Source organism: Pseudomonas sp. AK106, from assembly GCF_053903055.1.
This window is the reverse complement of record NZ_CP096426.1, coordinates 4,035,439-4,047,524: the sequence shown is the minus strand read 5'-3', so window position 1 is coordinate 4,047,524 and position 12,086 is coordinate 4,035,439. Positions and strand designations below refer to the sequence as shown.

The following is a 12,086-nucleotide window of genomic DNA, read 5'->3' as shown; positions in this document are numbered from 1 at the left end:
CTGACGCACCGGTGATCTGGTCAGGGCTCAAACGCAAACGACTCCAGATGAAAGCCCGACTCATCGATCTGCAGCAACCACCCCTCGCGGTCCCAATCCCCCAGCACAATGCGCTGCGCCGTGGTCTCACCCAGCTGCACGTCGTGAACCGCAGGCCGGTGGGTGTGGCCGTGAATCAGCGTCTTCACGCCAGACTCGGTCATCACCCGCGGCACTTCGTGCGGCGTCACATCGACAATGTCGTTGGCCTTCATTCGTGTCTGCGCACGGCTTTCGCTGCGCAGCTTGCGCGCCAGCTTGTGCCGGGTGCTCAGCGGTAGATGACGCAACACCCATCGCGTCAGCGGATGGCGCAGGTAACGGCGCATACGCATGTAGGCTTCGTCCCGGGTACACAGGCTGTCGCCGTGCATCAGCAGCACCGGCTCTCCGTTGAAGTGTACGACGCTTGGGTCCTTGAGCAGCGTGCAGGCCGCCGCTTTGCAGAACGCCTTGCCGATCATGAAGTCGCGATTGCCGTGCATCAGGAACACCCGGGTGCCGCTGTCGCTTAACGCGCGCAGCGCCTGGCAGATGGAGCGCTGAAAGGGCGACATGGCGTCATCGCCGATCCAGGCCTCGAAAAAATCCCCAAGGATGTACAGCGACTCAGCGTTGCGCGCGCGGCCGTTCAGCAGGCCGAGAAACGCCTGGGTAATGTCAGGGCGTCCTTCTTCCAGGTGCAAATCGGAGATCAGCAATATCACTCAACGATCTCGGCTTTCTCGATGATCACGTCGTCAGCCGGCACGTCTTGATGACCCGCCTTGGACGTGGTGGCGACGCCTTTGATCTTGTCGACCACCTCAGTGCCTTCGACCACCTCGGCGAACACGGCGTAACCCCAGCCCTGTACGGTCTTGGCGCTGTGGTTGAGGAAGTCGTTGTCGGCGACGTTGATGAAGAATTGCGCCGAGGCTGAATGGGGCTCCATGGTGCGGGCCATGGACACCGAATACTTCTTGTTCGGCAGACCGTTGTCGGCTTCGTTCTGGATGCTCGGGCGCTTGTCTTTCTTCTCTTTCATGCCCGGTTCGAAGCCGCCGCCCTGGATCATGAAATTACCGATCACGCGGTGAAACACGGTGTTTTCGTAGTGGCCGGCTTTGACGTATTCGATGAAGTTGGCGACGGTCAGCGGCGCCTTTTCTGCGTTCAGTTGCAGAACGATTTCACCGTGGTTGGTGGTCAGCTTTACTTTCGACATGGTCAGCTCGCTCTTTGAAGTCGTGGTGAGAGGCAGTGATCGCGGCAGTCGGCCATCGAGATGCGAGGCCAGTGCCGCTGATGCACACCAGGCGCGCAGTTTACAGAGGGTAGCCGCTGCTCGGGTAGTTGCGATTGCGCCGGCGGTTCTCGCTGAGCGCAGGCCCATCTCGGCAGTTTTGTCACAGCGCGCTGTCAGGGGCTTGACAGCTTCGGCTATGATAGGCGCTTTGATTTAACCGGCCTTCCTGGCCGCGACCCGTACAAGGATCCTATGAGCAAGCCCACTCAAGATGCCGCTGCGAATTCCAAGGCAGGCCCTGCAATTCCAACCAACTTCCTGCGCCCGATCGTGCAGGCTGACCTGGACTCGGGCAAGCACACCCAGATCGTGACCCGCTTCCCGCCGGAGCCCAACGGCTACCTGCACATCGGTCATGCCAAGTCGATCTGCGTCAACTTCGGTCTGGCTCAGGAATTCGGTGGCGTTACGCATCTGCGCTTTGACGACACCAACCCGGCGAAGGAAGACCAGGAATACATCGACGCCATTGAAAGCGACGTCAAATGGCTGGGCTTCGAGTGGTCCGGCGAAGTGCGTTATGCCTCGCAGTACTTCGACCAGCTGTACGCCTGGGCGGTCCATCTCATCGAAGCGGGCAAGGCCTACGTCGATGACCTGACCCCCGAACAAGCTCGCGAATACCGCGGCACCCTGACCGAGCCGGGCAAGAACAGCCCGTTCCGCGATCGCAGCGTCGAAGAAAACCTTGACCTGTTCGGCCGCATGAAAGCCGGCGAGTTCGAAGACGGCGCCCGCGTCCTGCGTGCCAAGATCGACATGGCTTCGCCGAACATGAACCTGCGTGATCCGATCCTCTACCGCATTCGTCACGCGCACCACCACCAGACCGGTGACAAGTGGTGCATCTACCCGATCTACGATTTCACCCACGGTCAGTCTGACGCCATCGAAGGCATCACCCATTCGATCTGCACCCTGGAATTCGAGAGCCATCGCCCGCTCTATGAGTGGTTCCTCGACAATCTGCCGGTGCCGTGCAAGCCGCGTCAGTACGAGTTCTCGCGCCTGAACCTGAACTACACCATCACCAGCAAGCGCAAGCTCAAACAACTGGTCGACGAAAAGCACGTGCAGGGCTGGGACGATCCGCGCATGTCGACGCTGTCAGGCTTCCGCCGCCGCGGTTACACCCCGGTGTCGATCCGCAATTTCTGCGAAATGATCGGCACCAACCGCTCCGACGGCGTGGTCGATTTCGGCATGCTGGAGTTCAGCATCCGTCAGGACCTGGACCACAACGCCCCGCGCGCCATGTGCGTGCTGCGTCCGCTGAAAGTCGTGATCACCAATTACCCGGAAGGCCAGGTCGACCACCTCGAACTGCCGCGCCATCCGCAGAAGGAAGAACTCGGCGTGCGCAAGCTGCCGTTCTCCCGCGAGATCTACATCGACCGTGACGACTTCATGGAAGAGCCGCCGAAGGGCTACAAGCGCCTGGAACCGAACGGCGAAGTGCGCCTGCGTGGCAGCTACGTGATTCGCGCCGACGAATCGATCAAGGACGCCGACGGCAACATCGTCGAGCTGCGCTGCTCCTACGACCCGGAAACCCTGGGCAAGAACCCTGAAGGCCGCAAGGTCAAAGGCGTTGTGCACTGGGTGCCGGCGGCGGAAAGCATCGAGTGCGAAGTGCGTCTGTACGACCGTCTGTTCCTGTCGGCAAACCCTGAGAAAGCAGAAGAGGGCAAGACCTTCCTGGACAACATCAACCCAGGCTCCTTGCAGGTCCTGACCGGTTGTCGCGCTGAACCGTCGCTGGCTGACGCTCAGCCGGAAGACCGTTTCCAGTTCGAACGCGAAGGCTATTTCAGCGCGGATCTGAAGGACTCGAAACCCGGTCATCCGGTCTTTAACCGGACTGTGACGCTCCGCGATTCGTGGAGCTAAGGTAGGCAACGTGCTTTCTATCTACAACACGCTCAGCAAGAGCAAAGAAGTCTTCAAGCCGCTGGATGGCAACAAGGTGCGCATGTACGTCTGCGGGATGACCGTGTACGACTACTGCCACCTGGGCCACGGCCGCAGCATGGTGGCGTTCGACGTCGTCACCCGCTGGCTGCGTTTCAGCGGCTACGACCTGACCTATGTGCGCAACATCACCGACATCGACGACAAGATCATCAACCGCGCCCGTGAAAACGGCGAGGCGTTCGACGCCCTGACCGCGCGCATGATTGACGCGATGCACGAGGACGAAGCGCGCCTGAACATCCTCAAGCCGGACATGGAACCACGCGCGACCGATTACATCGGCGGCATGCACGACATGATCCAGCGCCTGATCGACAAGGGCTATGCCTACGCACCGGGCAATGGCGACGTGTACTACCGAGTTGGCAAATTCCTTGGCTACGGCAAGCTGTCGCGCAAGAAGATCGAAGACCTGCGCATCGGCGCTCGCATCGAAGTCGACGAAGCCAAGGACGACCCGCTGGATTTCGTGCTGTGGAAAGGCGTCAAGCCGGGCGAGCCTAGCTGGGAATCGCCGTGGGGTGCAGGACGTCCGGGCTGGCACATCGAGTGCTCGGTGATGTCCACCTGCTGCCTGGGTGAGACCTTCGACATCCATGGCGGCGGCAGCGATCTGGAATTCCCGCACCACGAAAACGAGATTGCCCAGAGCGAAGCCGCGACCGGCAAGACCTACGCAAACGCCTGGTTGCACTGCGGCATGATCCGCATCAATGGCGAGAAGATGTCCAAGTCCTTGAACAACTTCTTCACCATCCGCGACGTGCTGGATAAATACCACCCGGAAGTGGTGCGTTACCTGCTGGTGTCGAGCCACTACCGCAGCGCGATCAACTATTCCGAAGACAGCCTGAAAGAATCGAAAGGCGCGCTGGAGCGGTTCTACCACGCGCTCAAAGGCCTGCCGGTCGCCGAGCCTGCGGGGGGCGAGGCGTACGTCGAGCGTTTTTCGACTGCCATGAACGACGACTTCGGGACCCCGGAAGCGTGCGCCGTGCTGTTCGAGATGGTCCGCGAGATCAACCGCCTGCGCGACAGCGATGTCAACGCAGCGGCAGGCCTGGCGGCACGTTTGAAGGAGCTGGCCAGCGTGTTGGGCGTGTTGCAGCTGGAAGCCGATGACTTCCTGCGCGCCGGCGCCGAAGGGCGGGTGGATGCTGCCGAAGTCGAAGCCTTGATCGCCGCACGCCTGCAGGCGCGCGCCGACAAGAATTGGGCTGAGTCCGACCGCATCCGCGATCAGCTCACCGCCATGGGCGTGGTGCTGGAAGACAGCAAAGGCAGCACCACCTGGCGTTTGGCGGATTGATCGGCAACCCTCGGTAAACGCCTATCCTTGATCGTTCCTACGCTCCGCGTGGGAATGCCTCGCCAGACGCTCCGCGTCTTCGTTGACGCGGAGCGTCTTGGGCGGGGTTACCACGCGGAGCCTGGGAACGATCAGCGTCCCGAAGGTCGTTTGGCAAATTGTTGATTTCTACTGGCCTGCTGCCGTTCGCGCTTGGGCGCCTCAAGCCAGCACTGCGAGCGACGTGTACCTGGCAACCATCGCGTCTGACGTAATTAGCTTCATCGGTTCAGTGATGGCGGCAGCAACGATTAGCCTATCGAATGGGTCGCGATGATGGTGTTCCAGATCTTTGACTGCGATTGCATGTTCAACGCTGACAGGGAGCTCGATAAAGCCGCTGTCTCGGCAGTATTCGCGAATCTCCTCAAGATCAGCCGTTAGTTTCCCCAAGCCAATCTTTATCGACATCTCCCAAAACGTGGCGGCGCTGATGTAAACCTCAGTAGCGGTTTCGATCAGTTTTTTTGCTTTGGGAGAAAGCTTCGGGTCGTCAGTCAGAGCCCACAGAAGAATATGAGTATCCAGCAGTATCCTCATGGGCGACTGCCTTCGAAATCATCCAGCACAGAGTCAGAAAGCGGCGCATCGAAGTCGTCCGGTAGTTGAAGAATACCTTTCATAGCACCGATGCGTTTACCGGTGGGCCGCCCGATCGGGACGAGGCGCGCCATTGCGCGACCATGTTTGGCGATCGTGATAGTCTGGCCCGCCGCAGCGTCATCTACCAGTTTTGACAGATTGTCCTTGGCCTCACCGAGAGGGACGATAATCATGACGTATGCTCGCATTCGGAAATATTGGCCAAATATAGCCATATAATTCTTCTTGCCCAAGCCACCGTTACAATTCTGTGCTGATTGCGGTGACCCCCCCCCCGCGTGGGAATACCTCGTCTGACGCTCCGCGTCTAATTTGGCGCGGAGCGTCATCGGCGGGTTGCCACGCGGAGCGTGGGAACCATCTAAGCCTTCAAAACCCCTGTTCCCTCAGCCGCTTGTACAGCGTGTTCCGGCTCACCCCCAGGCGTTTCGCCAACTGCGAGATATTCCCGCCGGCCGCCTGCAGCAACTCACTCAGCTCTTCCGGCGTGTCCAGCGCTGCCTTGCGGTTGAACACTGTCTCGGGTTCGACGCGCTCGCAGCCCATCGCCAGGTCGGCAAAAAAGTCTTCCGGCAGATGCTCCGTGGAAATGGGTTGATCATCTGCCAGCGCCAACGCCACCTGAATCACGTTGCTCAACTGCCGCAGGTTGCCCGGCCACGGGTGCCGTTCGAACAACTCCATCACCTGTGGCTCAAAGCCTGCTGTCTGCTGCGGTTCGCGGTGCTGTTCCCAGATGACACGGACCAGCGCGGGCTTGTCGCTGCGATCGCGCAACGGCGGCAACTCCAGGTTCAGGCCGCTGATGCGGTAGTACAAATCCTGACGAAACCGTCCGTTCTGCACATGTTCGCGCAATGAGCAGTGAGTGGCGGAAATCACCCGAATATCCACCGGGTACAACTCGCTGCTGCCAACCGGCTGCACACACCGTTCCTGCAACACCCGCAACAGACGCGCTTGAACCGGCAGCGGCATGTCGCCGATCTCGTCGAGAAACAGCGTGCCTTTGTCCGCCTTGCGGATCAGCCCGATGCTGCCTTTATGGTGAGCGCCGGTGAACGCGCCTTTTTCATAGCCAAACAATTCAGCCTCGACCAGCTCCGACGGGATGGCCGCGCAGTTCACGGCAATCATGGGCTGATCGGCGCGGGAGCTGGCGCGGTGCAGGGCCTTGACGAACACTTCCTTGCCCACACCCGTCTCGCCAAGAATCAACAGCGGGACGTTCTTCTCCAGCAATCGCTGACCCTGGCGCGCGGCTTTCTCGACCCGCTCGTCACCCATGCCGGGCTCAATGACACCGACCGCGAGTGGGCGGGACAGCATCGGCACCTGCACCGGCACCGTTCTGAGCTTGAGCACCGGTGCTTTCGGCCGCTTCAGCACGCAATGGAAACGGTTGTGGCCCGACGCCTGGAGCGGGAAGGGCTGGCCTTCCATTTGGTCAAGCAGATCGGCAACCGGCGCTTTGAACAGGTTCTCGATGTTGGCGTTGAGCAGGCTGACGCCCAGCAGGGTGTCGGCGCGGCGGTTGGCGCAGAGCACACGGCCGCTTTCATCGAACACCAGCAGGCCGGCCCACTGGCTGTCGAGGTTGTTCAGGCCGGTGTTGAACACCAGTTGAAAATGGCTGTGCTGGAACTGGTCGAGGATCAGCCGGTTTTCGATGGTCTGGCTCATCATCTTGACCATCCCAAGGGTGTGGGAAGGCGGCAGGAAGCTGTCGCTGGACACATCGAGCACCGCGATCATCCGCCGCGACGCATCGAAAATCGGCGCCGCCGACCCGGTCATGAAACGGTTGGCCTTGAGAAAGTGTTCATCGTGTTCAATGTGAACAGCCTGTTCACAGGCCAGCGCAGTGCCGATGGCATTGGTGCCGGCGCTTTGCTCCAGCCAGCTGGCGCCGGCGACGAAACCCGGCTGTTGATCCGGCTCGACGAAGCGCTTGTTGCCCCAGGAATTGAGGACCTGGCCCTGCTGATCGGCGAGCAGGATCAGGCAATTGGTATTGCTCAGGATGTTCTCGTAGAAGGGCAGCACCTGCTGATGGGTAGTCTGCACCAGGGAATGATGGCGCTCGAGCAGCTGCGAAACCTGCTGATCGGGCAGGCGACCGAAGGACGGGCGTGACTGGTGGTCGAGGCCGAACTCGCGGCAACGGGCCCACGAGTCCTGAATGATGGTGTCGTGGCTGGGGGATGCGCCTGCTGTGGCCATGAAATGGCTCCGTCCGAGTACTTTTATTTATTGTTGTCGAGATGCCGTTAGGCAGAGCATCCCTGCTCGAAAACGTCCACCCATTGTTGTTCAGGATTGTTCAAAGTCAATGTTCATTTTGTTCAGGTGTTCAGCATTTCCTGTTCATTTACGTTCATCAACGAATGCCGGTCTGTGCGGCAAATTGTCGCAACCGCTCTAGTCCGCGTATCCCAGCCAGAAAGCGCCTGAGCGGGCCGGTTGGCACGATTGTCGCTATCCAACAATCGGTCAGCACAATCGGTCAACGGATGTCACGACCTGCCATACGGCATACACGCAACACCCCGAACAAAACAAATAAAAAGGGCACGCCATGTCTCTCACGCTTGAGCACGTCAGCCGCGCCGTCGACGGTCAGATCTGGATCGACGATGCTTCGCTGAGCTTTGAACCCGGCTCATTCAACGTATTGCTGGGGCGCACCTTATCAGGCAAAACCAGCCTGATGCGCTTGATGGCCGGTCTGGACAAGCCAGACAGCGGCCGGATACTGATGAATGGCAAAGATGTCACCCAGGTCGCGGTGCGTCATCGCAATGTCTCGATGGTTTATCAGCAGTTCATCAACTATCCGAGCATGACCGTCTACGACAACATCGCCTCGCCGCTGCGCCAGGCCAAGATGTCGAAAGACGAAATCGACCGACGCGTCCGCGAAACCGCGAAGATGCTGCGCATCGAGAAATTCCTCAGCCGTCACCCCCTCGAATTGTCCGGCGGTCAGCAGCAGCGCACGGCCATGGCGCGGGCGCTGGTCAAAGACGCCGAGCTGATTCTGTTCGATGAGCCGCTGGTCAACCTCGACTACAAGCTGCGCGAAGAGCTGCGTCAGGAAATGCGCCAGCTGTTCGAAACGCGCAACACCATCGCCATTTACGCCACCACCGAGCCGAACGAAGCGCTGGCGCTGGGCGGGACCACCACGATTCTGCACGAAGGCCGCGTGATCCAGAGCGGCCGCACGCCCGAGGTGTATCACCAGCCGAAAACCGTGCTGGCCGCCGAGCTGTTCTCCGAGCCGCCGATCAACCTGATGCCCGGCCGTATCGAAGGCAACGAAGTCAGCTTCGCCAATTTCGTGCACTTCCCGCTGAACGTTGACCTGCGCAGCATCGGTGACGGCGAGTACCGCTTCGGCGTGCGGCCGAGCCACCTGAGCCTGGTGCCGTCCAACGACGACGATCTTGAGCTGGCGGTCACCGTCGAACTCGCCGAGATCAGCGGTTCGGAAACCTTCCTGCACGTGCGCAACGAGCATTTCTCGCTGGTGCTGCATCTGCCGGGCGTCCACGAGTACGACGTGGACACGCCGATTCGCGTTTACATCCCGACTCACAAACTGTTCGTATTCGATCAGCAGGGCGGCCTGATTCAGGCGCCGGGCCTGCGCATGGCGAGGGTTGCCTGATGGCCGAGATCCGCTTGCAAAAACTCGCGCACAGCTACAGCGCCAATCCGACCGGCCCTGAAGACTATGCCATCCGGGAAATGACCCACATCTGGGAGCAGGGCGGCGCGTATGCCTTGCTCGGCCCGTCCGGCTGCGGCAAATCGACCCTGCTCAATATCATCTCCGGCCTGCTCAGCCCGTCTGAAGGCAAGGTCATGTTCGACACCACGGTGGTCAACGACATGTCGCCGGAGGAGCGCAACATCGCTCAGGTTTTCCAGTTTCCGGTGGTCTACGACACCATGACGGTGTACGACAACCTCGCGTTTCCGCTGCGCAATCAGGGCATGCCGGAAGCGAAAGTGAAGATCAAGGTGCAGGAAATCGCCGACGTGCTGGATCTGCAGCCGTTGTTGAGCAAGAAAGCCAAAGGCCTCACCGCTGACGAAAAACAGAAAGTCTCCATGGGCCGCGGACTGGTCCGCGATGACGTGTCGGCGATTCTGTTCGACGAACCGCTGACCGTGATCGACCCGCACCTGAAGTGGAAACTGCGCCGCAAGCTTAAGCAGATTCACGAGCAGTTCAACATCACCATGGTTTACGTCACCCACGATCAGTTGGAGGCCTCCACCTTCGCCGACAAGATCGCGGTGATGTACGGCGGCCAGATCGTCCAGTTCGGCACCCCGCGTGAACTGTTCGAAAAGCCGCACCACACCTTCGTCGGCTACTTCATCGGCAGCCCCGGCATGAACCTCATCGAGGTCAAGCCTGAAGCCGGCGGCGTGGGCTTTGGCGGCATTCACCTGCCATTGCCCGATGCCCTGCAGCAGCGCCTTGCATCGACTCAGTGGAGCACGCTGAAAGTCGGGATTCGCCCCGAGTTCGTACACGTCTGGGACAGCCCCAACGACGACGCCATGCAGGCCGAGGTGACCTATGTCGAGGACCTGGGGACCTACAAGATCATCACCGTCAACCTGGCCGGCCAGTCGCTGAAAGTGCGCCTGCAGGAAGACAAGCCGGTGCCCCAGGGCCAGGCCTGGATCAGTTTCCCGGCGCAATGGCTGATGCTCTACGCCGATGAATTTCTGCTGGAGGCCGCCACGAACACACTGCCGGCCAGCGAGGTGTCCCATGACTAAAGTGCAAAACAACAAGGCCTGGTGGCTGGTGCTGCCGGTGTTCCTGCTGGTGGCGTTCAGCGCCATCATTCCGATGATGACCGTGGTCAACTATTCGGTGCAGGACATCTTCGACCAGTCCAGCCGCTACTTCGTCGGCGCCGACTGGTTCCGCCAGGTGCTGCAGGACCCGCGCCTGCATGACTCGCTGCTGCGCCAGTTCATCTACTCCGGCTGCGTATTGCTGATCGAAATCCCGCTGGGCATCGGCATCGCCCTGACCATGCCGACCAAGGGTCGCTGGTCGTCGCTGTGCCTGATCGTGATGACCATCCCGCTGCTGATTCCCTTCAACGTGGTCGGCACCATCTGGCAGATCTTCGGCCGTGGCGACATCGGCTTGCTGGGCTGGGTCCTCAACGACGTGCTGGGCATCAGCTACAACTACGCGGCCAATGCGTCGGATGCCTGGGTGACCGTGCTGGTCATCGACGTCTGGCACTGGACCTCACTGGTGGCGTTGCTGTGCTATTCGGGGCTGCGCGCCATTCCGGACGTGTACTACCAGGCGGCACGAATCGATCGGGCGTCCAACTGGGCCGTGTTCCGACACATCCAGCTGCCGAAGATGAAAAGCGTGCTGCTCATCGCCGTGATGCTGCGCTTCATGGACAGCTTCATGATCTACACCGAGCCGTTCGTGCTTACCGGTGGCGGTCCGGGCAACTCCACGACCTTCCTCAGCCAGACCCTGACGACCATGGCCCTCGGCCAGTTCGACCTGGGCCCTGCGGCGGCGTTCTCGCTGGTGTATTTCCTGATCATTCTGTTGGTGTCGTGGGTGTTCTACACCGCCATGACCCACAGCGAAAAGAACTGAGGAGCGCCCATGAACAAGCGCGAGAAAGTGTCGTTCAAAAAGCTCATACCGCTGTGGATCTATCTGCTGTTTCTGCTGGTGCCGATCTACTGGCTGGTCAACATGTCGTTCAAGACCAACACCGAAATCCTCGGCGGCCTGACCCTGTTCCCACAGGACTTCACGCTGGCGAACTACAAGGTGATCTTCACCGACGAAAGCTGGTACAGCGGCTACATCAACTCGCTGTACTACGTCTGCCTGAATATGGTGATATCGCTGAGCGTCGCGTTGCCTGCGGCCTACGCGTTTTCACGCTATCGTTTCCTCGGCGACAAACACCTGTTCTTCTGGCTCCTGACCAACCGGATGGCACCACCGGCGGTTTTCCTGCTGCCGTTCTTCCAGCTTTATTCGTCCATCGGCCTGTTCGACACGCACATTGCGGTAGCGTTGGCGCATTGTTTGTTCAACGTGCCGCTGGCTGTGTGGATTCTGGAAGGGTTCATGTCCGGGGTTCCCAAGGAGATTGACGAAACGGCTTACATCGACGGCTATAGCTTTCCCAAGTTCTTCGGCAAGATTTTCATCCCGCTGATTGGCTCGGGTATCGGTGTCACGGCGTTCTTCTGCTTCATGTTCTCCTGGGTCGAATTGTTGCTGGCGCGCACGCTCACCTCGGTCAATGCCAAGCCGATCGCGGCGGTCATGACCCGTACCGTTTCGGCGTCGGGGATCGATTGGGGGGTCCTGGCAGCGGCGGGGGTGTTGACCATTCTGCCGGGCATGCTGGTGATCTGGTTCGTTCGTAATCACGTGGTCAAGGGCTTTGCTCTTGGTCGTGTCTGAGGAGTCGAAAAATGGAGTGGATGTCCTGGACCCTGCCAACTGCTATTTTCTTTGCGTCCATCGCCGCGATTCTGGTGGCAATGACGGCCTGGGAACTGCGTTCGGCGAGTATTGAGCGTCGCGGTTTTCTGCCGATTGCCACCACGCGCGGCGATCGTCTGTTCATCGGCCTGCTCGGAAGCGCTTACCTGCATCTGCTGGTCATCGGCGCGACGAGCTGGGATATCTGGGTGGCCTCCGGGTTGTCCCTGGTCTGGCTGTTGGTGGTGATGCGTTGGGGTTGAAAGGTTTTGACGGTGCAAGCGCAGACGCGCTTGTGCCGCGAACGAATGACGAAGGTTGAA

12 protein-coding genes are annotated in these 12,086 nt (G+C 60.0%); 7 read left to right on the top strand and 5 right to left on the bottom strand.

What is annotated here, in order from left to right:
• Window positions 1-20 precede the first annotated feature (20 nt).
• Window positions 21-746, bottom strand: a complete 726-nt coding sequence (locus M1E04_RS17830) for a UDP-2,3-diacylglucosamine diphosphatase (protein ID WP_192134646.1) — start codon at window positions 744-746, stop codon at window positions 21-23.
• Window positions 743-1,246 carry a peptidylprolyl isomerase gene (locus M1E04_RS17825; protein ID WP_065986423.1) on the bottom strand — a complete coding sequence of 168 codons (504 nt, stop codon included), beginning with the start codon at window positions 1,244-1,246 and terminating at the stop codon, window positions 743-745. Before M1E04_RS17825 ends, M1E04_RS17830 begins: the two co-directional genes overlap by 4 nt.
• 273 nt (window positions 1,247-1,519) lie before the next feature.
• On the opposite strand from M1E04_RS17825, the gene M1E04_RS17820 reads away from it, so the two are divergent.
• On the top strand, window positions 1,520-3,217 hold the full coding sequence (locus tag M1E04_RS17820) for a glutamine--tRNA ligase/YqeY domain fusion protein (RefSeq protein WP_456291805.1): 1,698 nt from the start codon (window positions 1,520-1,522) through the stop codon (window positions 3,215-3,217).
• Between the two features lie 10 nt (window positions 3,218-3,227).
• On the top strand, window positions 3,228-4,610 hold the full coding sequence (cysS, locus tag M1E04_RS17815) for a cysteine--tRNA ligase (protein ID WP_065986425.1): 1,383 nt from the start codon (window positions 3,228-3,230) through the stop codon (window positions 4,608-4,610).
• A 201-nt stretch (window positions 4,611-4,811) separates the two neighbouring features.
• Here the strand turns inward: cysS and M1E04_RS17810 are convergent, their stop codons facing one another.
• The 3 genes from M1E04_RS17810 to M1E04_RS17800 all read right to left on the bottom strand — a co-directional run bounded on the left by M1E04_RS17810 (window position 4,812) and on the right by M1E04_RS17800 (window position 7,475).
• Window positions 4,812-5,189 carry a type II toxin-antitoxin system VapC family toxin gene (locus tag M1E04_RS17810; protein WP_074892086.1) on the bottom strand — a complete coding sequence of 126 codons (378 nt, stop codon included), beginning with the start codon at window positions 5,187-5,189 and terminating at the stop codon, window positions 4,812-4,814.
• Entirely contained in the window at window positions 5,186-5,425 is a 240-nt protein-coding gene (locus M1E04_RS17805) for a type II toxin-antitoxin system Phd/YefM family antitoxin (RefSeq protein ID WP_065986546.1), read from the bottom strand. The genes M1E04_RS17810 and M1E04_RS17805 overlap by 4 nt, the downstream gene beginning before the upstream one ends.
• 196 nt (window positions 5,426-5,621) lie before the next feature.
• On the bottom strand, window positions 5,622-7,475 hold the full coding sequence (locus M1E04_RS17800; RefSeq protein WP_456291804.1) for a sigma-54-dependent Fis family transcriptional regulator: 1,854 nt from the start codon (window positions 7,473-7,475) through the stop codon (window positions 5,622-5,624).
• 355 nt (window positions 7,476-7,830) lie between these two features.
• On the opposite strand from M1E04_RS17800, the gene M1E04_RS17795 reads away from it, so the two are divergent.
• The 5 genes from M1E04_RS17795 to M1E04_RS17775 are packed head-to-tail and all read left to right on the top strand — an operon-like array spanning window position 7,831 to window position 12,026.
• Window positions 7,831-8,925 carry an ABC transporter ATP-binding protein gene (locus M1E04_RS17795; RefSeq protein ID WP_065986430.1) on the top strand — a complete coding sequence of 365 codons (1,095 nt, stop codon included), beginning with the start codon at window positions 7,831-7,833 and terminating at the stop codon, window positions 8,923-8,925.
• Window positions 8,925-10,055 (top strand): ABC transporter ATP-binding protein, encoded by a 1,131-nt coding sequence (locus M1E04_RS17790; RefSeq protein WP_065986432.1) that lies wholly within the window; start codon window positions 8,925-8,927, stop codon window positions 10,053-10,055. Before M1E04_RS17795 ends, M1E04_RS17790 begins: the two co-directional genes overlap by 1 nt.
• A complete protein-coding gene (locus tag M1E04_RS17785; RefSeq protein WP_192134653.1) occupies window positions 10,048-10,914 on the top strand; it encodes a carbohydrate ABC transporter permease in 867 nt (288 codons plus the stop codon). Before M1E04_RS17790 ends, M1E04_RS17785 begins: the two co-directional genes overlap by 8 nt.
• Window positions 10,915-10,941: 27 nt before the next feature.
• Complete coding sequence (locus M1E04_RS17780) at window positions 10,942-11,742, top strand: carbohydrate ABC transporter permease (RefSeq protein WP_074892149.1); 801 nt, start codon at window positions 10,942-10,944, stop codon at window positions 11,740-11,742.
• Window positions 11,743-11,753: 11 nt separating this feature from the next.
• Complete coding sequence (locus M1E04_RS17775) at window positions 11,754-12,026, top strand: DUF2160 domain-containing protein (RefSeq protein ID WP_065986436.1); 273 nt, start codon at window positions 11,754-11,756, stop codon at window positions 12,024-12,026.
• Window positions 12,027-12,086: the final 60 nt, after the last annotated feature.